The sequence below is a fragment of the Pseudodesulfovibrio sp. 7M6 genome, from assembly GCF_050058625.1.
Taxonomy (GTDB): domain Bacteria; phylum Desulfobacterota; class Desulfovibrionia; order Desulfovibrionales; family Desulfovibrionaceae; genus Pseudodesulfovibrio; species Pseudodesulfovibrio salinus.
In genome coordinates this window covers 90,740-113,680 of sequence record NZ_CP188816.1, presented here as the reverse complement: position 1 = coordinate 113,680, position 22,941 = coordinate 90,740, and the positions used below count along the sequence as shown (strand labels likewise).

Below are 22,941 nucleotides of genomic sequence, written 5' to 3'. Positions count from 1 at the left end.
GGCCTTTTGGTTGCGAAATAAATCAGGCTCGTCCGGTCATGCAAAACATGACGCCCCGGTCATCCACATCTTGGGCATCAATGTCCGTAAATCCGACCTGAGTAAAAAGGGAATGAACCTCGTCCACCCCGATGGGGGTGAATACATCCGGGTCCATGCCCATATTCTCCATCCGGCTCTTATCCACAAAGGCGAGGACAAAACGGCCGCCGGGTTTCAGCACTGCGTGGATACGAGTGATAGTGGCAGCCGGATCGGACCAGAAATAGATGGTATTGGCCGAACACACGGCGTCGAAGGATGCCGGGGAATAAGCTGTCCGGTCAAAATCGCCATGAACCAGCCGCACACGTCCCTGGGTGATGTGTCGGTGGTTGCGCTTGCGGGCCACGGCCAGCATGGCACCGGAAAAATCAATCCCCTCAACCGTGACGTCGGGGACCTGATCGCACACGGTGCGGATGATATCACCGCAGCCGAAACCGATCTCCAGCATTTTCTCGCCGGGAGCCACAGACAGCAGTTCGAGCATCCGCTCGTTCATGACCCGGTTCGCCTTGTCGAAAATCCGTGCGGCGACAAAGCGGCCAAACAGCCCGGAAGGCTTGCGCGCCTGCCGGGAAAAGAACCGCTTTAAGACGCCGACCCGCCCCATGCCTGCCTTAAAAACGCAGGGACAGGCAGGTCAGGCCCCCGTCCAGCTTGCGGAACTCGGACATGTCGAGCAGGACCACGGGGCTGCCGAGCTTACGGACCTTTTCCAGGGTTTCCGGGAACCCGGACGGGACAATGATCGTACCGTTAATGAACAGACAATTGCGGGCGTAGGCCTCGTTGTCTTCCACCACAATGCGGTCATAGCTGGCCAATTCCGGGGTATCGGCAAAGAAAGGCGACACCAGCAGGGTGTTGTTGCCGATGAAACTGACATCCGTCTTGAAATGAAGCGAGGGTCCGCACTCCAGAGCAACGACCGAGAAACCGTAGGGCTTCACCGCGTCGGCCAGCGCCTCCGCCCCGGCCCGGTTGGTCCGGTCGGAAATGCCTACATAGAAGGTATCCTCGATCTGGAGGACGTCGCCGCCTTCGATCAGCGCCGGAGGCTCGATACGGACAACGGGCTTGAACTTGGCAAGCACCGGTTCAATGGTCAGCTGTTCGCCCTGGCGCGACGGGGCACCCAGGGGAGTGAGCACGGCCACATCCTTGCAGACAATGGCGGTGTCCTCGACAAAACAGCAATCGGGAAATCCCGGAGCGGCTTCAAGCACCGTCACATCCAGGCCGAGTTCGGCCAAGGCGTTACGGTAGGCTTCATGCTGCTGCAGAGCGAGTTTGAAATCGGGCTTTCCCAGGTTGGCGGTAGTGATGCCGTCTACCATTTCCTCGGACGGTTTTCTGATGATGGCGCGGTTAAACATGGGCGACGAATACAGCAAAGCCGAAGGATTGTGAAGCCTGCAAAAGGGTCTTTTGCTGACTTACAAATACAAAAAACCGCAACAAAAAATCCGGAAGGGGAAGCCCCCTTCCGGAAACGTGTCAACAGCCTGAAAGTCCGGATAATTTTCTAGTACAGTTCCACCTGCAAGGCCTCCAGCACTCTCTCGATGCTGGACATATACGCGATGCCGGTGCCTCCGGCGAAATGCAGGCCGACAGCCCGCTCATCCTCCCGCCTCATAACCAGGGCCCCCGAATCCCCGGCCAAGCTGGTGTAGCTGCACGCATACTGCTCCACCATGTTGTAGGAATCGCCCGAGGCACTCTGAACCTTGATGGTGACATCGGAGGTCAGGATGACGCCGAAGGTCAATCCGGAGGTAAAACCTTCCTTCATCACTTCCGTTCCGATCTTCAACTCCGTAGCGGGAACGGGATCCGAAGCGTAGGGACGCTCCGGAGCAATCAATTTTTCATCCACCTGGGCAATGGCAGCATCAACCAGGTTGGCACCGTCGCTGTCCAGCGGGACAAAGTCCGAAAGCTCGGCGCAGATTTCCCCGGCGCCGCCGCCTTCCGGGACAGACGGTTGATAGCAGAGACTGCCGACAGGGAAGGCGTTGTTCAAAGCGAGCACATGGTTGTTGCTCAGCAAGTAATAGTGCGACTCCAACTTGCCTGTGCCTTTGACGAAGGCTCCCAGGGTCCCCCCGGTGGCTTTGTCCCCGTGAGCAGCACCAATGCTGGTGCCGGATTGCAACGGACGCACCTTGTCGTTCATTGCCTCAAGCAAGACCTTGCCCACTTCGATCACATCCGTGCCCACATCCCCTATCCGAGGCGGAACCCGCTCGCTGTCGGGCAATGCCTCCAGAGGCCGTTTCTGTTCCACAAAAACATGGAGACAGGCCTCTTTTCGTGCCACCCCCCCCTTCCACTTATGGCCGATACCGATGCCGACGACAGAGCGCAATCCCATAAGCAGCTCAACAGCCTTGGGGTGCACTTCCCGAACCTTGGCGATTTCCTCGGCTCCGAGTTGGATAGCCGGAAAATCCGTTTCCTCAATTTTCAAGGTCTTCATTCAATTTCCTCCTTTATTCCGAAACTCCCGACAGACACGTCGCATCAAGGAATAATCAGGAAATACAGCGAGTAATAGACCCTATCTGTCGACTCGGAGGCGTCACTTTGGGTCTATTTTCGTTTTAGCGATATAGGCTATCACAATTAAAACGGTTGAAAACGGGGGAACGCTGTCATGAACCATCGGAACATTTCAGAAGCCATCGCGCTCTACATCATGTCTCGCAGCACTGACGAACTCATTCAGCTCACCAGGTACGAGATCGCAGAAAAGTTCAACCTGCACCAAAACTACCTTTCAAAACGTTTTCGGAAGGACCTTGACCTGACCATTCTCCGCTTCATCGATCAGGAAAAAGTCGTCCGCGCACGCATCCTCATGGCCAATGAGGGACAAATCACAGTGGATCGGCTCTCTGCTCTGTTGGGCATTGCCAAGCCGCAACAATTCCGCACGAAGTTCCGGAAGGTATTCCGCACTACCCCCGGCAAGCTCATGCACTGGGCAAAGAAGAAGGAATAACGCGGCCCTGCCGCGCTCTCCGACCCCGTTCAGGCGCCATGAACGGATAAGGCTCATTAACCTTTAACCATGTGAGGATTATAAAATGCAGAAGTACTACGTGAATTTCGAAAACGACACGGATCGAACCTGGAATATGGCTGTCTACCAGACCCTGCCCGATTCCATCGGGCTGGACAGCGTGGCTTGGCAGGTCGCGGCCGCACCGCACAGCGGTGTAACCGGCATCGAATGGACCCTGGAGTACAATGTGGCTCTTGCCGACTACCGGCAGGAATCCTCTTCCACCGGTATCTACAAGGCCTCCCAGTCCCTGATCACCGATCTGGGCTACGAGTGGGAGATCGTCTTCCAGGATGGCGTACAGCAGCTGAACAAGCTCCAGCCGCTGGAAGCGGACCTCAAGGACCACATCCGCGTCATCAATCGATCCGGCCTGGAGGCCAACCCCGGCGTCGGCATGTCCGGTTACGGCTCGGTCTTCAAGCGGAGCGTTCTGGGCAACGCCTCGGCCCAGTTCAAGGTGACTCCCACATACTGGGTCGGGCTGTTCCGTGATGTCCAGCTCGGTCAGGTCATCAGCAGCAATGTTGAGGTCGGTCCCATCGAAATCCAGTTCGACAACGGCACCAACGTGGCCACCGTGACGGCCATCCGCGAAGGTGAGTCCATCGAAGTCGCGACCACCTACTCCAGAACCTAACACAAACACGGGCGGCGGCCCGACCCCGGACCGCCGCCCGAAGAGGACAGAACAATGGAACGTAATATAACCATGGTAAACCCGAGCGAGACGCCATACAGCTATGCGCTGTTTCTGACCCTCAGTAATTCGCGGTTCTGCAAAAGTGTCGTCTGGCAGGCAGGCGAATTGCAGGCCCAGGGTTCGACGCCGATCAACTGGGATGATGATCAAACAGAAATCAACCTCGGCACCATCAAAAAGGAAACTATCGAGATAAAATCCAATTGGCCTGCCACCTGCGGGAACAGCTATACGCTGACCACGGTCAAAGACAAAATCAACGCCCAGACCGGTCCGGGTGACAAGCGGAATCCGGAAGCAATCATCGTCAGCAACAAAACCGGGAAGAAACTGGACATCGGTGTAAGTCCCGACAAAAACGCCGCACTTTTCATGGAGTCCATCCTGAGTAATGAAAAGGTGCTCTTCGAAATGCCGCCTCAGTATCATCTTTGCATTCTGGAAGGCACTGCAAAGATCGAAAAGGGGACCATCGTGAAGGACCCTCGGTGCGAGTCTTCGTCTGTGCCCATAGAGGGAACATTGGCCATGACCGATATCAAGCTCGACAATGACCACTCAATGGCAATGATCACCCTGAGCGTCAATACAAAGGGCTTGAGTCTTATCGTCTCATACCCGGGTAGCATCTAGTTCGGTATCACGATCAAAAAGGGGAGAGTTTACATTGCACCGACGCAAGAGAGGCCGTTGCCCAAGGCAACGGCCTCTCTTGTTTGAAAACATGTAGGCAATAGTGCCAATCTAAATTTCAGCGACGCCTTTAGGGACGAGGCAGACGAGGACCATGGTTTCGGTGCCGGTGTTGACGACCTGGTGTTCCTCGTTGGGGGCGACGTAGACCACGCTGCCGGGAGCGAGGGACGCCTGTTTGCCGTCGATAACGATGTAGCCGGTGCCGGCGTGGTAGAACTGCTGGTGTTCCCAGGGATGGGAGTGGGCGGGGATCTTGGTGCCGGGGGCGATCTCGAAGACGCGCATACAGAAGTTGACGTCGTCGTCGGCCTTACCGATGACGACGCGTCCTTCCACGCCGGGACCGGCGACTTTGAGGACCTTGGGTTCAGCGTCTGTGTAATGCAATATTTTCATGGGTATTCTCCGACTTATAGGATGAAGTGGTAAGGCGTCACCGCGACGATGCCGCCGCAAGTAAGCGGCAACAACGTCAGGGTATCACAGAGCTTTTTGGTGCACCAGAGGGAGTCGGGTGCGGGGTGCGGATGAGGATTTGGATGGCTGGATGGGGCGAGTGCAACCGATGCGGGGGTTGATGGCGGATGATTGGGCAAAAGAAAAGGCCTCAGTCAAATGACTGAGGCCTTTGAAACATTCCTTGGCACCGACCTACTTTCCCACACGCTACCATGCAGTATCATCGGCGATGGAGGGCTTAACTACCGGGTTCGGAATGGGACCGGGTGTACCCCCTCCTCCTTGGGCACCAAGAAAATTTGGTGAACCATAGGGTTCGAGATATATAGTCAATAGGGAGAAGAGAGAATTCCATAATTTGTTAAATAAGCCGCACGATCTATTAGTACCGGTCAGCTGAATGTGTCACCACACTTACACCTCCGGCCTATCAACCTTGTGGTCTTCAAGGGATCTTCAGGGACTAATGTCCAGGGAGAACTTATCTTGAGGATGGCTTCCCGCTTAGATGCTTTCAGCGGTTATCCGTGCCGAACATAGCTACTCTGCAATGCCACTGGCGTGACAACAGAAACACCATAGGTTCGTCCACCCCGGTCCTCTCGTACTAGGGGCAGACCCTCTTCAATTCTCCTACGCCCACGGAGGATAGGGACCAAACTGTCTCACGACGTTTTAAACCCAGCTCGCGTACCACTTTAAACGGCGAACAGCCGTACCCTTGGGACCTGCTTCAGCCCCAGGATGTGATGAGCCGACATCGAGGTGCCAAACCGCATCGTCGATGTGAACTCTTGGATGCGATCAGCCTGTTATCCCCGGCGTACCTTTTATCCTATGAGCGATGGCCCTTCCATTCGGAACCACCGGATCACTAAGACCAACTTTCGTTCCTGCTCGACATGTCTGTCTCACAGTCAAGCTCCCTTATGCCTTTGCACTCAACGGCTGGTTTCCAATCAGCCTGAGGGAACCTTTGCAAGCCTCCGTTACTATTTAGGAGGCGACCGCCCCAGTCAAACTACCCACCAGACAATGTCTCCAAGCCGGATCACGGCATTGGATTAGATATCTAAGTATTCAAGGGTGGTATTTCAAGGGTGACTCCACGATATCTGGCGATACCGCTTCAAAGTCTCCCACCTATCCTACACATGAATAATCAAATACCAATGTCAAGCTGCAGTAAAGGTGCACAGGGTCTTTCCGTCCTTCCGCGGGTACCCGGCATTTTCACCGGGAATTCAATTTCACTGAGTCTCTGGTTGAGACAGTGGGGAGATCGTTACGCCATTCGTGCAGGTCGGAACTTACCCGACAAGGAATTTCGCTACCTTAGGACCGTTATAGTTACGGCCGCCGTTTACTGGGGCTTCGATTTAAGGCTTCGACCGAAGTCTGACCTCACCTCTTAACCTTCCAGCACCGGGCAGGCGTCAGTCCCTATACATCGTCTTACGACTTAGCAGAGACCTATGTTTTTAGTAAACAGTCGCCCCCCCCGATTCCTGCGTCTCAAATCCGCTCACTTGGTAAACAGGATCACGAACTTGAGCACCCCTTATCGCGAACTTACGGGGTCATTTTGCCGAGTTCCTTAACCAGAGTTCTCTCAAGCGCCTTGGTCTACTCGACCCACCTACCTGTGTTGGTTTGCGGTACGGTCTGCATACGCTAAACTTAGAAGCTTTTCTTGGCAGCGTGGAATAAATGACTTCTGTCGATTAAAGACTCGGCATAACGTCTCGGCCGAAGTGGAACGGATTTGCCTGCTCCACAAGCCTACGCGCTTGCACCGGGATATCCAACACCCGGATCATCTATCCTCCTGCGTCCCTCCATCGCACACGTATACAGGTACAGGAATATTAACCTGTTTCCCATCAGCTACGCATTTCTGCCTCGCCTTAGGGGCCGACTTACCCTGGGAAGATTAACTTTACCCAGGAAACCTTAGGTTTACGGCGAACAAGTTTCTCACTTGTTTTATCGTTACTCATGCCAGCATATTCACTTCTCATTAGTCCAGCAAACCTTACGGTTCACCTTCGTCCCATCTGAGAACGCTCCCCTACCGCTCGTAGACAAGCTACGAACCCAAAGCTTCGGTACAATGCTTAGCCCCGTTACATTTTCGGCGCAGAATCGCTAGGCCAGTGAGCTATTACGCTTTCTTTAAAGGATGGCTGCTTCTAAGCCAACCTCCTGGATGTATAAGCAACTCCACCACCTTTTCCACTTAGCATTGATTTAGAGACCTTAGCTGTTGGTCTGGGCTGTTTCCCTTTTGGCCACGGACCTTCGCACCCGCAGCCTGACTGCATGACATCATTTTACGGCATTCGGAGTTTGATAGGGGTTGGTAACCTGGTGAGGCCCCTAGCCCTGTCAGTGCTCTACCTCCGCAAAACTAATCACACGCTATACCTCAATATATTTCGGGGAGAACCAGCTATCACCGGGTTTGATTGGCCTTTCACCCCTATCCACAAGTCATCCAAATCGTTTTCAACCGATACTGGTTCGGCCCTCCACTTGATTTTACTCAAGCTTCAGCCTGCTCATGGATAGATCACCCGGTTTCGGGTCTACTCCGCATTACTTGGCGCCCTATTCAGACTCGCTTTCGCTACGGCTACACTTACGCTTAACCTTGCAATACAGAGTAACTCGCTGGCCCGTTATGCAAAAAGCACGCGGTCACGGAACAAGTCCGCTCCCACAGCTTGTAGGCACATGGTTTCAGGTTCTATTTCACTTCCCTAACAGGGGTTCTTTTCACCTTTCCCTCACGGTACTGGTACGCTATCGGTCACTAGGGAGTATTTAGGCTTGGGAGATGGTCCTCCCAGATTCCCACGAGGTTTCACGTGTCTCGCGGTACTCAGGTACTGACTACGCCACTTTCAATTTAAGGTACGAGGCTTTCACTCTCTACGACCAGGTTTCCCAACCTGTTCCCTTATCTAATCATGGATCGACTATGTCAGCCCTACAACCCCAATGGATCGAAACCCATTGGTTTGGCCTGTTCCGGGTTCGCTCGCCGCTACTACCAGAATCTCTTTTGATTTCTTCTCCTGGAGGTACTGAGATGTTTCACTTCCCTCCGTTCGCCTCCCAAAGCCTATGTATTCAGCTAAGGGATACATGGATATGAATCCATGTGGGTTTCCCCATTCGGAAATCCCCGGGTCATAGGATATTTGGCTCCTCACCGAGGCATATCGCAGCCTGTCACGTCCTTCATCGCCTCCTAGTGCCAAGGCATCCACCTTGTGCCCTTAGTAACTTATTTAACTAGGAATTCTCTCTTCTTACCCTATTCAACTGTCAAAGATCTTTTGCGGCGGGAGGGTGATTCCTTCCACTAACCACACTATGGTGGAGGTGGAGGGGCTCGAACCCACGACCCTCGGCTTGCAAAGCCGATGCTCTCCCAGCTGAGCTACACCCCCATAAGACAAGCGTGGTGGGCCTAGATAGATTTGAACTATCGACCTCACGCTTATCAGGCGTGCGCTCTAACCAACTGAGCTATAGGCCCCCTGGCCGCGCAAAGACAATCGTCCTTGCAATTAAATAGCGAGTTGAGCTTACTCTATAAAGGAGGTGATCCAGCCGCAGGTTCCCCTACGGCTACCTTGTTACGACTTCACCCCAATTACCGGCCCTACCGTAGATGACTACCTCCCGAGGGTTAGTCTGCCATTGTCGGGTAGAACCAGCTTTCGTGGTGTGACGGGCGGTGTGTACAAGGCCCGGGAACGTATTCACCCCGGCATGCTGATCCGGGATTACTAGCGATTCCAACTTCATGCAGTCGAGTTGCAGACTGCAATCCGGACTGGGATGCATTTTTTGGGATTTGCTCCACCTCGCGGTCTCGCTGCCCTTTGTATGCACCATTGTAGTACGTGTGTAGCCCTAGGCGTAAGGGCCATGATGACTTGACGTCGTCCCCACCTTCCTCCCGGTTGACCCGGGCAGTCTCATCAGAGTGCCCACCATTATGTGATGGCAACTGACAATAGGGGTTGCGCTCGTTGCGGGACTTAACCCAACACCTCACGGCACGAGCTGACGACAGCCATGCAGCACCTGTCTCTGAATTCCCCGAAGGGCACCCCTCCGTTTCGGGAGGGTTCTCAGGATGTCAAGCCTAGGTAAGGTTCTTCGCGTTGCATCGAATTAAACCACATACTCCACCGCTTGTGCGGGCCCCCGTCAATTCCTTTGAGTTTCAGCCTTGCGACCGTACTCCCCAGGCGGGATATTTAACGCGTTAACTGCGGCACCGAAGTGTTAACCCCGACACCTAATATCCATCGTTTACAGCGTGGACTACCAGGGTATCTAATCCTGTTTGCTACCCACGCTTTCGTACCTCAGCGTCAGTACTCGTCCAGTTGGCCGCCTTCGCCACCGGTGTTCCTCCAGATATCTACGGATTTCACTCCTACACCTGGAATTCCGCCAACCTCTCCGAGACTCTAGCGCTGCAGTTTCAAACGCAATTCCTCGGTTGAGCCGAGGGCTTTCACGCCTGACTTGCAGCGCAGCCTACGCACGCTTTACGCCCAGTGATTCCGATTAACGCTCGCACCCTCCGTATTACCGCGGCTGCTGGCACGGAGTTAGCCGGTGCTTCCTCTGGAGGTACCGTCAGTGAAAGGGCATATTGTACCCTAACAGTTTCTTCCCTCCTGACAGTAGTTTACGACCCGAAGGCCTTCTTCCTACACGCGGCGTCGCTGCGTCAGGGTTTCCCCCATTGCGCAATATTCCCCACTGCTGCCTCCCGTAGGAGTCTGGGCCGTGTTTCAGTCCCAGTGTGGCTGATCATCCTCTCAGACCAGCTACTCATCGTTGCCTTGGTAGGCCATTACCCCACCAACAAGCTAATGAGACGCGGACTCATCCTTAAGCGATAGCTTATAAATAGAGGCCATCTTTACCACATAAAGTTAAATATGCAGATTATTCGGTATTAGCAGTCGTTTCCAGCTGTTATCCCGATCAAAAGGGTAGATTATCCACGCGTTACTCACCCGTGCGCCGCTCTACTCATTCTCCGAAGAGAACTTTCTCGCACGACTTGCATGTGTTAAGCACGCCGCCAGCGTTCAATCTGAGCCAGGATCAAACTCTCCAGTTGATAAACTTGGAGATGATTTGATCACTTCTCACTCTCGTCTTAAACGGGCTGTGATTTGTGATCTATTTGCTCAACTCGCTATTTAATTGTCAAAGACCATTGTCCTTCTTTCAAAGAACGCCTGCCGGTCAGGCAGGAAGGGGAAGCTAAACCTTCGCCCCGTCACCGTCAACCCTTATTTCAACTTTTTTTCGTCGATCCGGGATCAGGTCCCACCGCTTGGTGGGAGGGAGACCTTAAAGCTCTTTACCCCTCCTCGTCAACCCTTTTTTTCATGTTTTTTCAAACTGATGTCTGGGTGACACTCCTCATCGGCAGGAGGAGTGTTTCTAAACCCTTGCCCTTTCGTCGTCAACCACTTTGTTGCTTTTTTTTGAAGTTTACCGACAGAGAGAGTCCTAAACCCGCATGGCCATTGAGTCACAGGCCAACAGGGTAAACACGAAACGCATCATGCCAAGTAAAACCTGTCCCTGAAGGTAAGGCTACCTTGAGCTATACGAGGCTACGCCATCTCATCTCGCCGGCTTGAGAAGCGCGCCCATATATCAGGTACCAAAGCCCGGGGCAGCCCAGGTGTGGAGCGATGTACGCAGCGGCGTCGAGATTGGTCAAAAGAAATGGCCTTCGTTATTGAACGAAGGCCATTGTACCTCCTTAGCTCGGCCCTACTTTTCTACGCGACCATACAATCACGGCGATGGAGGATTTACGCGGATTCAGAATGGGGCCGGGTGTACTCCAGAGCAAAATACTGAACCGGAAAAACTGATCATTTAAGACTTAAAGGCTTGGCTACCTCGGTGCAGGCTCCCTAAAATCCTTATCAACCCTTCCTGTACCACCGAATGATGAACAAGTCTTAGCAGAATGCGAAGGGGCTGCATCTTTGAAAAATCCTCTATTAGCGACTTCACCACTTCCACCACACGTGGGGCACAACGCCTAACCAAAAGTTTTCTCCGAAATGCTATATGTTAGGAGGATGAAGTGGTAAGGCGTCACCGCGACGATGCCGCCGCAAGTAAGCGGCAACAACGTCAGGGTATCACAGAGCTTTTTGGTGCACCAGTGGGAGTCGGGTGCGGGGTGCGGGGTGCGGATGAGGATTCGGATGGCTGGATGGGGGGAGTGCAGCCGATGCGGGGGTTGATGGCGGATGATTGGGCAAAAGAAAAGGCCTCAGTCATTTGACTGAGGCCTTTGAAACATTCCTTGGCACCGACCTACTTTCCCACACGCTACCATGCAGTATCATCGGCGATGGAGGGCTTAACTACCGGGTTCGGAATGGGACCGGGTGTACCCCCTCCTCCTTGGGCACCAAGAAAATTTGGTGAACCATAGGGTTCGAGATATATAGTCAATAGGGAGAAGAGAGAATTCCATAATTTGTTAAATAAGCCGCACGATCTATTAGTACCGGTCAGCTGAATGTGTCACCACACTTACACCTCCGGCCTATCAACCTTGTGGTCTTCAAGGGATCTTCAGGGACTAATGTCCAGGGAGAACTTATCTTGAGGATGGCTTCCCGCTTAGATGCTTTCAGCGGTTATCCGTGCCGAACATAGCTACTCTGCAATGCCACTGGCGTGACAACAGAAACACCATAGGTTCGTCCACCCCGGTCCTCTCGTACTAGGGGCAGACCCTCTTCAATTCTCCTACGCCCACGGAGGATAGGGACCAAACTGTCTCACGACGTTTTAAACCCAGCTCGCGTACCACTTTAAACGGCGAACAGCCGTACCCTTGGGACCTGCTTCAGCCCCAGGATGTGATGAGCCGACATCGAGGTGCCAAACCGCATCGTCGATGTGAACTCTTGGATGCGATCAGCCTGTTATCCCCGGCGTACCTTTTATCCTATGAGCGATGGCCCTTCCATTCGGAACCACCGGATCACTAAGACCAACTTTCGTTCCTGCTCGACATGTCTGTCTCACAGTCAAGCTCCCTTATGCCTTTGCACTCAACGGCTGGTTTCCAATCAGCCTGAGGGAACCTTTGCAAGCCTCCGTTACTATTTAGGAGGCGACCGCCCCAGTCAAACTACCCACCAGACAATGTCTCCAAGCCGGATCACGGCATTGGATTAGATATCTAAGTATTCAAGGGTGGTATTTCAAGGGTGACTCCACGATATCTGGCGATACCGCTTCAAAGTCTCCCACCTATCCTACACATGAATAATCAAATACCAATGTCAAGCTGCAGTAAAGGTGCACAGGGTCTTTCCGTCCTTCCGCGGGTACCCGGCATTTTCACCGGGAATTCAATTTCACTGAGTCTCTGGTTGAGACAGTGGGGAGATCGTTACGCCATTCGTGCAGGTCGGAACTTACCCGACAAGGAATTTCGCTACCTTAGGACCGTTATAGTTACGGCCGCCGTTTACTGGGGCTTCGATTTAAGGCTTCGACCGAAGTCTGACCTCACCTCTTAACCTTCCAGCACCGGGCAGGCGTCAGTCCCTATACATCGTCTTACGACTTAGCAGAGACCTATGTTTTTAGTAAACAGTCGCCCCCCCCGATTCCTGCGTCTCAAATCCGCTCACTTGGTAAACAGGATCACGAACTTGAGCACCCCTTATCGCGAACTTACGGGGTCATTTTGCCGAGTTCCTTAACCAGAGTTCTCTCAAGCGCCTTGGTCTACTCGACCCACCTACCTGTGTTGGTTTGCGGTACGGTCTGCATACGCTAAACTTAGAAGCTTTTCTTGGCAGCGTGGAATAAATGACTTCTGTCGATTAAAGACTCGGCATAACGTCTCGGCCGAAGTGGAACGGATTTGCCTGCTCCACAAGCCTACGCGCTTGCACCGGGATATCCAACACCCGGATCATCTATCCTCCTGCGTCCCTCCATCGCACACGTATACAGGTACAGGAATATTAACCTGTTTCCCATCAGCTACGCATTTCTGCCTCGCCTTAGGGGCCGACTTACCCTGGGAAGATTAACTTTACCCAGGAAACCTTAGGTTTACGGCGAACAAGTTTCTCACTTGTTTTATCGTTACTCATGCCAGCATATTCACTTCTCATTAGTCCAGCAAACCTTACGGTTCACCTTCGTCCCATCTGAGAACGCTCCCCTACCGCTCGTAGACAAGCTACGAACCCAAAGCTTCGGTACAATGCTTAGCCCCGTTACATTTTCGGCGCAGAATCGCTAGGCCAGTGAGCTATTACGCTTTCTTTAAAGGATGGCTGCTTCTAAGCCAACCTCCTGGATGTATAAGCAACTCCACCACCTTTTCCACTTAGCATTGATTTAGAGACCTTAGCTGTTGGTCTGGGCTGTTTCCCTTTTGGCCACGGACCTTCGCACCCGCAGCCTGACTGCATGACATCATTTTACGGCATTCGGAGTTTGATAGGGGTTGGTAACCTGGTGAGGCCCCTAGCCCTGTCAGTGCTCTACCTCCGCAAAACTAATCACACGCTATACCTCAATATATTTCGGGGAGAACCAGCTATCACCGGGTTTGATTGGCCTTTCACCCCTATCCACAAGTCATCCAAATCGTTTTCAACCGATACTGGTTCGGCCCTCCACTTGATTTTACTCAAGCTTCAGCCTGCTCATGGATAGATCACCCGGTTTCGGGTCTACTCCGCATTACTTGGCGCCCTATTCAGACTCGCTTTCGCTACGGCTACACTTACGCTTAACCTTGCAATACAGAGTAACTCGCTGGCCCGTTATGCAAAAAGCACGCGGTCACGGAACAAGTCCGCTCCCACAGCTTGTAGGCACATGGTTTCAGGTTCTATTTCACTTCCCTAACAGGGGTTCTTTTCACCTTTCCCTCACGGTACTGGTACGCTATCGGTCACTAGGGAGTATTTAGGCTTGGGAGATGGTCCTCCCAGATTCCCACGAGGTTTCACGTGTCTCGCGGTACTCAGGTACTGACTACGCCACTTTCAATTTAAGGTACGAGGCTTTCACTCTCTACGACCAGGTTTCCCAACCTGTTCCCTTATCTAATCATGGATCGACTATGTCAGCCCTACAACCCCAATGGATCGAAACCCATTGGTTTGGCCTGTTCCGGGTTCGCTCGCCGCTACTACCAGAATCTCTTTTGATTTCTTCTCCTGGAGGTACTGAGATGTTTCACTTCCCTCCGTTCGCCTCCCAAAGCCTATGTATTCAGCTAAGGGATACATGGATATGAATCCATGTGGGTTTCCCCATTCGGAAATCCCCGGGTCATAGGATATTTGGCTCCTCACCGAGGCATATCGCAGCCTGTCACGTCCTTCATCGCCTCCTAGTGCCAAGGCATCCACCTTGTGCCCTTAGTAACTTATTTAACTAGGAATTCTCTCTTCTTACCCTATTCAACTGTCAAAGATCTTTTGCGGCGGGAGGGTGATTCCTTCCACTAACCACACTATGGTGGAGGTGGAGGGGCTCGAACCCACGACCCTCGGCTTGCAAAGCCGATGCTCTCCCAGCTGAGCTACACCCCCATAAGACAAGCGTGGTGGGCCTAGATAGATTTGAACTATCGACCTCACGCTTATCAGGCGTGCGCTCTAACCAACTGAGCTATAGGCCCCCTGGCCGCGCAAAGACAATCGTCCTTGCAATTAAATAGCGAGTTGAGCTTACTCTATAAAGGAGGTGATCCAGCCGCAGGTTCCCCTACGGCTACCTTGTTACGACTTCACCCCAATTACCGGCCCTACCGTAGATGACTACCTCCCGAGGGTTAGTCTGCCATTGTCGGGTAGAACCAGCTTTCGTGGTGTGACGGGCGGTGTGTACAAGGCCCGGGAACGTATTCACCCCGGCATGCTGATCCGGGATTACTAGCGATTCCAACTTCATGCAGTCGAGTTGCAGACTGCAATCCGGACTGGGATGCATTTTTTGGGATTTGCTCCACCTCGCGGTCTCGCTGCCCTTTGTATGCACCATTGTAGTACGTGTGTAGCCCTAGGCGTAAGGGCCATGATGACTTGACGTCGTCCCCACCTTCCTCCCGGTTGACCCGGGCAGTCTCATCAGAGTGCCCACCATTATGTGATGGCAACTGACAATAGGGGTTGCGCTCGTTGCGGGACTTAACCCAACACCTCACGGCACGAGCTGACGACAGCCATGCAGCACCTGTCTCTGAATTCCCCGAAGGGCACCCCTCCGTTTCGGGAGGGTTCTCAGGATGTCAAGCCTAGGTAAGGTTCTTCGCGTTGCATCGAATTAAACCACATACTCCACCGCTTGTGCGGGCCCCCGTCAATTCCTTTGAGTTTCAGCCTTGCGACCGTACTCCCCAGGCGGGATATTTAACGCGTTAACTGCGGCACCGAAGTGTTAACCCCGACACCTAATATCCATCGTTTACAGCGTGGACTACCAGGGTATCTAATCCTGTTTGCTACCCACGCTTTCGTACCTCAGCGTCAGTACTCGTCCAGTTGGCCGCCTTCGCCACCGGTGTTCCTCCAGATATCTACGGATTTCACTCCTACACCTGGAATTCCGCCAACCTCTCCGAGACTCTAGCGCTGCAGTTTCAAACGCAATTCCTCGGTTGAGCCGAGGGCTTTCACGCCTGACTTGCAGCGCAGCCTACGCACGCTTTACGCCCAGTGATTCCGATTAACGCTCGCACCCTCCGTATTACCGCGGCTGCTGGCACGGAGTTAGCCGGTGCTTCCTCTGGAGGTACCGTCAGTGAAAGGGCATATTGTACCCTAACAGTTTCTTCCCTCCTGACAGTAGTTTACGACCCGAAGGCCTTCTTCCTACACGCGGCGTCGCTGCGTCAGGGTTTCCCCCATTGCGCAATATTCCCCACTGCTGCCTCCCGTAGGAGTCTGGGCCGTGTTTCAGTCCCAGTGTGGCTGATCATCCTCTCAGACCAGCTACTCATCGTTGCCTTGGTAGGCCATTACCCCACCAACAAGCTAATGAGACGCGGACTCATCCTTAAGCGATAGCTTATAAATAGAGGCCATCTTTACCACATAAAGTTAAATATGCAGATTATTCGGTATTAGCAGTCGTTTCCAGCTGTTATCCCGATCAAAAGGGTAGATTATCCACGCGTTCCTCACCCGTGCGCCGCTCTACTCATTCTCCGAAGAGAACTTTCTCGCACGACTTGCATGTGTTAAGCACGCCGCCAGCGTTCAATCTGAGCCAGGATCAAACTCTCCAGTTGATAAACTTGGAGATGATTTGATCACTTCTCACTCTCGTCTTAAACGGGCTGTGATTTGTGATCTATTTGCTCAACTCGCTATTTAATTGTCAAAGACCATTGTCCTTCTTTCAAAGAACGCCTGCCGGTCAGGCAGGAAGGGGAAGCTAAACCTTCGCCCCGTCACCGTCAACCCTTATTTCAACTTTTTTTCGTCGATCCGGGATCAGGTCCCACCGCTTGGTGGGAGGGAGAACTTAGTTCGTCCGCTTTCTCTCGTCAACCTCTTTTTTCATCTTTTACGATTTTTTTTCGAGGCCAACCATTCAATATGATTGAGAAAGAACAAGCCGTCCGGGACATCCTTTGAGGCGTTCCCTCGCGGCGAAGAGGAGTTCTAGGGTAAACGTCCACACAGGTCAAGCGCTTTTTTTGCAGCCTTTGTGTTATTTATTATAACTAACTAAAATATTTAATTAATTTATTAACACTTTTTCACCTCGAATCCCTTTTCAGTCGAACAAAGGCCACTATTCATTCATATCGCTCTTTCAAAACAGCCATAGTAATGTATATCTATACGACGCATAAGGAGCCCCCCCGCATGAGGATTCCCGCCAAATACGGACTGACCTTCGCCTTCACCGGGCTGATTCTCGTCTTCGCCATACTCTTGATCGTGTCATCCTCCCTTACCTCGCGGTCTGTGCTGGAGCGGCACGCCCGCACCATCATGGAGAACATTGCATCTTATACCATCGACAAGTCGCAGGGATACCTGGAACCCGCACGCAAGGCGGCAAGCCTGACCCGCAGCCTTTCTCAAAGCGGAGTGGTCAACAGTGACCGGACGGCATCCATGGCCGCCTACTTCACCCAGCAGCTCGCCCTGAACCCGCAGTTCTCCGGCATATACTATGGCTCCGCCAATGGCGACTTCACCATGGTCTCCCGCTACAACGCCCTTTCTCCCGACGGGTTGTTCACCAAGTTCATCCGCATCCGCAACGGCAAACGGCAGGTGGAAAAGGTATACACCTCGGCCGAAGGCTTTTTGCTGCGGCGGGAGGAGGACCCTACCGACACCTATGATCCCCGCACCCGGCCATGGTTCACCGAGGCACACGCCACCAGAGAACTGATCTGGACCAGGCCCTACATATTTTTCACTTCGCAAAAGCCCGGCATCACCACAGCCAGCCCGGTCTCACTCGGCAGCGGATTCAAGGGTGTGGTCGGCGTTGATATAGAAATAGACGAGCTTTCCAACTTCATCTCTCGGCTGCACGTCAGCGAGCACGGCCGGGCATTCATCCTTTCCCGGGACGGTTCGATCATAGCCTACCCGGTTCTCAAACAGCTGCGCCATGCGCAGGATGGGGAGAAGGCCCGGTTGACCCGCATCTCCGAACTCGATGATCCGGTGGCGAAAGAGGCCTACCGCTCTCTGCACATGGAGGAAGGCCACCTGACACTGACCAGCCCGGTCTTTACCAGCTTCAGCCTCGGCGGCGAGCAATACAACGCCATGTTCGCCCCCTTTTCCGATTCCCAGTGGCCCTGGATCATCGGCATATACATGCCGGAGAACGACTATCTGGGGGCCATCAAGTCCAACCGGACAAACAACATCCTTATCGCCATGGTCGCCGTCACCCTGGCCTTCTTCATCGGGCTGGTGGTGGCGCGCAAGCTGAACACGGCCCGGGAAACCGCGGAAACCGCCACCCAGGCCAAAAGCGACTTTCTGGCGCGCATGAGCCATGAAATCCGCACGCCGATGAATGCCATCCTCGGCGCCAGCGAACTGCTCGCCGAAACAAGATTGTCCAGCGACCAGCAGCAACTCATCACCCTGCTCCGCAACTCCGGCGAACACCTGCGCGAACTGGTGCGCGACGTGCTCGATCTCTCCCGTTTCGAGGCCGGTCAGTTCCGCCTCTTCATGGTCGGGTTCAACCCGGCGGAAATGGCGCAAAAGACCTGCGACGTCTTCTCCCTGGAAGCTCGGGACAAAGGTCTTGAACTGACCTGCAACGTACAAGACTCGGTGCCGCCCTGCCTGTTCGGCGACCCCACGGCCCTGACCCAGGTGCTGGTAAACCTCCTGAGCAACGCCCTGAAGTTTACCCGCACCGGAAGCATCTACCTCACGGTCAAGACGGTATCCCGGGCACATGATGCGGGAGCCGAGCGGGTAGATCTGGAATTTGCGGTGGCCGACACCGGCATAGGCATCCCGGCCAGCCAGCAGGAAGCCATCTTCGGCAACTTCACCCAGGCCGACGACTCCACCTCGCGCCAATACGGCGGCACCGGGCTGGGCCTGGCCATCTGTCGGAGCCTTGTCCGGGCCATGGGCGGAGACATCCGGGTGCAAAGTGCTCCCGGGCAGGGGGCCACCTTTTCCTTCACCATCCGGTTCACCATCAGTCCCGATCCCGAGGCATGCAAGGACCCCAATCTGCCAGAGGGCCCGCAGGAGACACATCTCCCCGCCTCCGGGCGAATTCTGCTGGTGGAGGACGACGAGCGGAACCGTCTCCTGTTCTCCATCTTCCTCAAGGACATGCCCCACCGGCTGGAGACGGCGGAGAACGGCCAGCAGGCCCTCACCATGCACGCCGAGCAGCCCTATGACCTGATATTGATGGATATAGAAATGTCCGGCATGGACGGCTACCAGACCACCGAGGCCATTCGTGCCCGGGAGCGGGAAGCAGGCCTGCCCCCCACGCCCATCCTGGCCGTGACGGCCCATGCCCTGGCCGAATCCGAACGGCGATGCCGCCAGAGCGGCTGCAACGGCTACCTGCCCAAGCCGCTGACCAAGACTATGCTCCGGCAGGCTGTAGCCGAATACCTCGGCGACGGCAGCGGCCCCCGGAACCAGAACTAATAACCGCATCAAAACTGTTCAACCATTCAGGAGGGAAGTCATGCGCGCACTCGCCGTCACCACAATATGTCTGGCGTTGCTTATGTCCGCTCTGCCCGCCAAGGCGCAGGATGGGGGAGCCTGGCAGGCGGAAACGCCCCGCTTCCATGGCGAATCCGTGATGACAGCGCTAATGGAAGGCGATGCCCAGAGAGGATTTAAGATCCTCTTTTCCAAAGGGCACTATTCCCAGTCCTCCATGGAAAAGGTACAGTTCGACTATTTCCAGCTGGTCAAACAGCAGGGCCCTCCGCTGGGCTATGAACTCATCCTCGCCCGTAGGGCGGGCCGGTCCCTGATGCGCCTTCAATATGTCGTGCTCTTCAAGACAGTGCCCTACCTCTTCGACTTATACTATTATCACGCAACCGACGGCTGGGCGCTCAAGAGCTTCACGGTCAGTCGGGATATCAAACAGATTTTCCGGAACTAGAAAAACGGAATCCTGCGGGATCGCTTCCCGGCCTGTTGCCCGACAGGCCGCCATACGCTAGTCTCCGACAAGGTATATATAATATGTAATAGGAGAGTTCCCTTGATCCGCACCCGCCGCCTCGCCACCTGTGCCCGAATCTGCTGCTGCATCTGTCTCGCCCTTCTGCTTTCCGCCTGCGCGTCCCATCCGCTGGGAATAAGCGACGCGGAGTGGAACCAGCTCACCCCGGAACAAAAGCTGGAAGCCAGAAAGCAGGATGAACAAAACAAACTGGAGCGGGAAAAACTGCGCCGTGCGGAACAAAAACAACGGGAAGAGGCACAGCTCAAAGAGGACATCGCCCAGGGGATGGTGCTCCGTTTTTCGCCCGAAAGGCCCTACTGCATGGGCGGCGACAGATGCCCGCGCGATTCATTTCCGGAAATCATCCTTTCGCTGCACCGCCTGACCGATGTGGACAAGGTGCTCTTCTACGCCGACGACAACCTCGGCCACAAGCACGAGGGCAAGGTCACCGTCTATGCCGACGATCTCCCCGTGGCCCAAGACATCGACATAGAACGGCACGGCAAATGGTACCAGGTGCTGGTCGGCCGCCCGGCCCGGAACATCACCCTGCGTGCCATCGGCGACGACGAGGTGGAGATATATCAGGTCAAGGTATATGGCAGCCAAGTCAACGACGCCCGCTACATCCTCATCCGCTGATCGGGACAAACGCCCTCGCAATCACCGCTGCCACGTAAAAGGCCGCCGGTAAAACCGGCGGCCTTTTACGTTCTTCCGCTGCGGACATACTAGAAAAGCTTGTCCAGCTCCTCGTACACATAGCGCATGTACATCATGCGCGGCGAACCGCCCATGGCCACGGCCAACAGGGCCGCGTCGATGATCTCGTCCCGGCTGGCCCCGTGCACGGCCGCGTTCTGAACATGGAGCGAAATGCACATGTCGCACTGGGCCATGATGGAGCAGGCGATGAGGATCAGGGACTGGTACTTGTCCTCAATGGCGCTGCCCTGTTTGATGGCTGCGGTAAACCCCTGGTACGCCTTGAAGACGTCCCTTCGGTTCTTGTTCATCTGACGGAAAAGTTCGGTGGCTTTTTCGGAAGGATCTGCCATGACGGTGACTCCTTGGGCTTGTGCTGCGATTTGTACAGTCCCCGGCCCGGACAAGGGAGGTCCGGACCGGGGGCCCTATGAGAGAGAGTCCCGATTGGGTGGCTCTGGACTACATGCAAAGAAAACGCATGTAAAGCGGAAAAAATACGTTTTTTGTTGCATTCGCGAGAACATTATTGTGCATTTTGACAACTTTTCGTTACTTCCCACGGAATTCAGCCCACTCTCGGCATAGGATTTTCCCCAAACGCAAGAAAGGCCCCGACCGAACATGCGGACGGGACCCCACCATATAACAAAAAAGAGAATATTGGTACTCTAACCGAAAGATCAGACGTTCACGCCATCCAGCAATGTCTGGAACACTTCATCCGGCGACAGCACGGTGGTGTCGATGGTCACGGCATCGTCCGCAGCCTTCAGCGGGGCCACGGCCCGGTTGCGGTCCTGAGCATCGCGCCGGGCAATCTGCTCGCGCAGATCATTCTCATCTGCGGGTTTGCCCAATGCCTCCAGCTGCAGGAAACGGCGGCGCGCCCGCTCCTCCACCGAGGCATCCAGAAAAAACTTCCGCTTTGCAGCCGGAAAGATGACCGTGCCCATGTCGCGGCCTTCGGCCACCAGGGAAAACCGGGCACCGAGCATCTGCTGCGCCCTTTTGAGATTGGACCGCACCACAGGCAGGGTAGCAACATTGGACCCCCACATGGCTACCTGCTCGGTGCGGATTTCATCCCCTATGGGCACTCCGTTCAACGAGAGGACGGATTGGTCCCCGGAGCCGGACAGGGAGAAGTCGAACCCGCGCAAGGCTGTATCCAGCCTTGCTTCATCCCACTCCCAGGCTCCCTCACCCAGCTTCCAGGCCACGGCCCGGAACATGGCACCGGTATCCAGATAGGGAATGGACAGCTCACGAGCCAGCCGTTTGGCCATGGTGGATTTGCCCACCCCAGCCGGACCGTCAATGGTGACGATGAGCGGCTCAGCCATGCAGCACCTCGGCCATGGTCTCGATGAAGGTCTTGTTCTCCGCATCCGTGCCCATATTGACGCGAATGCAGTCCCCAAGGCCGAAGCTGCCCAGATAGCGGACGATAATGCCGCGCACCAACAGTTCCTCGAAAACGGACTTGGCATCCTTGGGCGGCTGGAACATGACGAAGTTGGACTGGCTGGGCCACACCTTGCAGCCGAGTTTGGTCAGCTCGGTGGTAAAATACTCCCGGCCGCGCATGACCAATTCCAAGGTCGCATTATAAAAGGTGTCATCCTCCAGGGCGGCGAGGGCTGCCTCTTCTGCCAACAGATTGACCGTAAAGGGGATACGCGCGTTGCGCAGCAGCTCGGCAAGGGCGGGCGGCAGAATGCCGTACCCGACACGCATTCCAGCCAGGCCATAGGCCTTGGAGAACGTACGCAGAATCACCAGATTCTCGAAGCGGTCATAGGCCTGCGCCGGCGTGTAGGACTCCGGCGGCCAAACAAAATCGATGTAGGCTTCGTCCACCACCAGCAGGCAGTCGGGCGGCAACACGCCCGCCATCACGGTGAGATCCTCCACCGTGGCGGCCAGTCCGGTGGGATTATCCGGGCTGGTGACAATAACCATGGCCGTACGCTCGTCCACAGCCTCGGCCATTTTGTCCAGCGGCAGCTCGTAGTCCTCGCCGCGAGGCACTTCACGATACTCCACGCCGGAAAGCTTGGCGCACATGCGGTACATGGAGAAGCAATGCTCGTAGCAGACGATGTTGTCGCCGGGCGCGGCCTTCATGCGGATCAGCATGTCGATGATTTCATCCGAACCGTTGCCCACCAGGATGGACTCCTCCGGCACTTCCACCAGCTTGCTGATGGCGGAAACCAGGCGCGGCGTATGGTTCTGGGGGTAGCGAAACAGCCGTTCCGCATTGCGGCAGACGACTTTCTGTACCACGGGCGAGGCCCCCAGCGGGTTCTCGTTGCTGGCCAGTTTGATGACCGAGGTCAAGCCATAGCGCTCCTGAATCTGCTCGATGGTCAGGCCGGGGACATAGGGCTTGAAGTCCATAATTTCGGGACGGACGGAAAATTCTTTCATGATTACACTCTCTCTTATGCATGTGGCCGAAAAAAAAGGAACGGCCGAAGCCGTTCCT

General features: G+C 54.6%; 13 protein-coding genes, 4 tRNA genes and 6 rRNA genes. 6 read left to right on the top strand and 17 right to left on the bottom strand.

All coding sequences use genetic code 11. The annotated features are described in order from the left end of the window. Window positions 1–22: 22 nt before the first annotated feature. The 3 genes from ACI0FG_RS00495 to ACI0FG_RS00485 form a co-directional block, all read right to left on the bottom strand. A complete protein-coding gene (locus tag ACI0FG_RS00495) occupies window positions 23–655 on the bottom strand; it encodes a class I SAM-dependent methyltransferase (RefSeq protein WP_419786596.1) in 633 nt (210 codons plus the stop codon). Window positions 656–662: 7 nt separating this feature from the next. Next, window positions 663–1,421 carry a dimethylarginine dimethylaminohydrolase family protein gene (locus tag ACI0FG_RS00490; protein ID WP_419786595.1) on the bottom strand — a complete coding sequence of 253 codons (759 nt, stop codon included), beginning with the start codon at window positions 1,419–1,421 and terminating at the stop codon, window positions 663–665. 149 nt (window positions 1,422–1,570) lie between these two features. Further along, the gene (locus tag ACI0FG_RS00485; RefSeq protein WP_419786594.1) at window positions 1,571–2,527 is read right to left on the bottom strand and encodes a hypothetical protein; all 957 of its coding nucleotides are present in this window, start codon (window positions 2,525–2,527) and stop codon (window positions 1,571–1,573) included. 177 nt (window positions 2,528–2,704) lie between these two features. Here ACI0FG_RS00485 and ACI0FG_RS00480 point away from each other — a divergent pair, with 177 nt between their 5' ends. The 3 genes from ACI0FG_RS00480 to ACI0FG_RS00470 all read left to right on the top strand — a co-directional run bounded on the left by ACI0FG_RS00480 (window position 2,705) and on the right by ACI0FG_RS00470 (window position 4,451). Then, complete coding sequence (locus ACI0FG_RS00480; RefSeq protein WP_419786593.1) at window positions 2,705–3,052, top strand: helix-turn-helix domain-containing protein; 348 nt, start codon at window positions 2,705–2,707, stop codon at window positions 3,050–3,052. Window positions 3,053–3,137: 85 nt separating this feature from the next. After that, window positions 3,138–3,755 carry a hypothetical protein gene (locus ACI0FG_RS00475; protein ID WP_419786592.1) on the top strand — a complete coding sequence of 206 codons (618 nt, stop codon included), beginning with the start codon at window positions 3,138–3,140 and terminating at the stop codon, window positions 3,753–3,755. 54 nt (window positions 3,756–3,809) lie between these two features. Further along, entirely contained in the window at window positions 3,810–4,451 is a 642-nt protein-coding gene (locus ACI0FG_RS00470; protein ID WP_419786591.1) for a hypothetical protein, read from the top strand. A 111-nt stretch (window positions 4,452–4,562) separates the two neighbouring features. Here ACI0FG_RS00470 and ACI0FG_RS00465 read toward each other — a convergent pair whose 3' ends face one another. The 11 genes from ACI0FG_RS00465 to ACI0FG_RS00415 form a co-directional block, all read right to left on the bottom strand. Continuing rightward, entirely contained in the window at window positions 4,563–4,910 is a 348-nt protein-coding gene (locus ACI0FG_RS00465) for a cupin domain-containing protein (RefSeq protein WP_419786590.1), read from the bottom strand. Window positions 4,911–5,152: 242 nt separating this feature from the next. Next, window positions 5,153–5,267: ribosomal RNA gene (rrf, locus tag ACI0FG_RS00460) — 5S ribosomal RNA — on the bottom strand. 67 nt (window positions 5,268–5,334) lie between these two features. Further along, window positions 5,335–8,271 (bottom strand): 23S ribosomal RNA (locus ACI0FG_RS00455). 84 nt (window positions 8,272–8,355) lie between these two features. After that, window positions 8,356–8,431 (bottom strand) — tRNA-Ala (locus tag ACI0FG_RS00450). Between the two features lie 12 nt (window positions 8,432–8,443). After that, window positions 8,444–8,520: transfer RNA gene (locus ACI0FG_RS00445), tRNA-Ile, on the bottom strand. Window positions 8,521–8,578: 58 nt separating this feature from the next. Next, window positions 8,579–10,131 (bottom strand): 16S ribosomal RNA (locus ACI0FG_RS00440). A gap of 1,213 nt (window positions 10,132–11,344) precedes the next feature. Next, window positions 11,345–11,459, bottom strand: a 5S ribosomal RNA gene (rrf, locus tag ACI0FG_RS00435). Between the two features lie 67 nt (window positions 11,460–11,526). Next, window positions 11,527–14,463, bottom strand: a 23S ribosomal RNA gene (locus ACI0FG_RS00430). An 84-nt stretch (window positions 14,464–14,547) separates the two neighbouring features. Then, window positions 14,548–14,623 (bottom strand) — tRNA-Ala (locus ACI0FG_RS00425). 12 nt (window positions 14,624–14,635) lie between these two features. Next, window positions 14,636–14,712 (bottom strand) — tRNA-Ile (locus tag ACI0FG_RS00420). 58 nt (window positions 14,713–14,770) lie between these two features. Beyond that, window positions 14,771–16,323, bottom strand: a 16S ribosomal RNA gene (locus ACI0FG_RS00415). The 16S, 23S and 5S rRNA genes sit together here with 4 tRNA genes alongside, the layout of an rRNA operon. A gap of 583 nt (window positions 16,324–16,906) precedes the next feature. Here ACI0FG_RS00415 and ACI0FG_RS00410 point away from each other — a divergent pair. The 3 genes from ACI0FG_RS00410 to ACI0FG_RS00400 all read left to right on the top strand — a co-directional run bounded on the left by ACI0FG_RS00410 (window position 16,907) and on the right by ACI0FG_RS00400 (window position 20,384). Continuing rightward, window positions 16,907–19,201, top strand: a complete 2,295-nt coding sequence (locus tag ACI0FG_RS00410) for a hybrid sensor histidine kinase/response regulator (RefSeq protein ID WP_419786589.1) — start codon at window positions 16,907–16,909, stop codon at window positions 19,199–19,201. Window positions 19,202–19,241: 40 nt separating this feature from the next. Continuing rightward, on the top strand, window positions 19,242–19,673 hold the full coding sequence (locus tag ACI0FG_RS00405; RefSeq protein ID WP_419786588.1) for a hypothetical protein: 432 nt from the start codon (window positions 19,242–19,244) through the stop codon (window positions 19,671–19,673). Between the two features lie 102 nt (window positions 19,674–19,775). After that, window positions 19,776–20,384: a hypothetical protein gene (locus ACI0FG_RS00400; RefSeq protein WP_419786587.1), complete on the top strand. Its 609-nt coding sequence runs from the start codon at window positions 19,776–19,778 to the stop codon at window positions 20,382–20,384. Window positions 20,385–20,473: 89 nt separating this feature from the next. On the opposite strand, the gene ACI0FG_RS00395 is transcribed toward ACI0FG_RS00400, so the two are convergent. The 3 genes from ACI0FG_RS00395 to hisC all read right to left on the bottom strand — a co-directional run bounded on the left by ACI0FG_RS00395 (window position 20,474) and on the right by hisC (window position 22,883). Continuing rightward, complete coding sequence (locus ACI0FG_RS00395; protein WP_419786586.1) at window positions 20,474–20,800, bottom strand: carboxymuconolactone decarboxylase family protein; 327 nt, start codon at window positions 20,798–20,800, stop codon at window positions 20,474–20,476. A 330-nt stretch (window positions 20,801–21,130) separates the two neighbouring features. Further along, window positions 21,131–21,793 carry a (d)CMP kinase gene (gene cmk / locus ACI0FG_RS00390; RefSeq protein ID WP_419786585.1) on the bottom strand — a complete coding sequence of 221 codons (663 nt, stop codon included), beginning with the start codon at window positions 21,791–21,793 and terminating at the stop codon, window positions 21,131–21,133. Further along, complete coding sequence (hisC, locus tag ACI0FG_RS00385) at window positions 21,786–22,883, bottom strand: histidinol-phosphate transaminase (protein WP_419786584.1); 1,098 nt, start codon at window positions 22,881–22,883, stop codon at window positions 21,786–21,788. Before hisC ends, cmk begins: the two co-directional genes overlap by 8 nt. Between the last annotated feature and the right edge of the window lie 58 nt (window positions 22,884–22,941).

Coding starts and splice junctions, on each gene's coding strand:
- ACI0FG_RS00495 (WP_419786596.1), bottom strand. CDS start 655: ATGGGGCGGGTCGGCGTCTTAAAGCGGTTCTTTTCCCGGCAGGCGCGC.
- ACI0FG_RS00490 (WP_419786595.1), bottom strand. CDS start 1,421: ATGTTTAACCGCGCCATCATCAGAAAACCGTCCGAGGAAATGGTAGAC.
- ACI0FG_RS00485 (WP_419786594.1), bottom strand. CDS start 2,527: ATGAAGACCTTGAAAATTGAGGAAACGGATTTTCCGGCTATCCAACTC.
- ACI0FG_RS00480 (WP_419786593.1), top strand. CDS start 2,705: ATGAACCATCGGAACATTTCAGAAGCCATCGCGCTCTACATCATGTCT.
- ACI0FG_RS00475 (WP_419786592.1), top strand. CDS start 3,138: ATGCAGAAGTACTACGTGAATTTCGAAAACGACACGGATCGAACCTGG.
- ACI0FG_RS00470 (WP_419786591.1), top strand. CDS start 3,810: ATGGAACGTAATATAACCATGGTAAACCCGAGCGAGACGCCATACAGC.
- ACI0FG_RS00465 (WP_419786590.1), bottom strand. CDS start 4,910: ATGAAAATATTGCATTACACAGACGCTGAACCCAAGGTCCTCAAAGTC.
- ACI0FG_RS00410 (WP_419786589.1), top strand. CDS start 16,907: ATGAGGATTCCCGCCAAATACGGACTGACCTTCGCCTTCACCGGGCTG.
- ACI0FG_RS00405 (WP_419786588.1), top strand. CDS start 19,242: ATGCGCGCACTCGCCGTCACCACAATATGTCTGGCGTTGCTTATGTCC.
- ACI0FG_RS00395 (WP_419786586.1), bottom strand. CDS start 20,800: ATGGCAGATCCTTCCGAAAAAGCCACCGAACTTTTCCGTCAGATGAAC.
- cmk (WP_419786585.1), bottom strand. CDS start 21,793: ATGGCTGAGCCGCTCATCGTCACCATTGACGGTCCGGCTGGGGTGGGC.
- hisC (WP_419786584.1), bottom strand. CDS start 22,883: ATGAAAGAATTTTCCGTCCGTCCCGAAATTATGGACTTCAAGCCCTAT.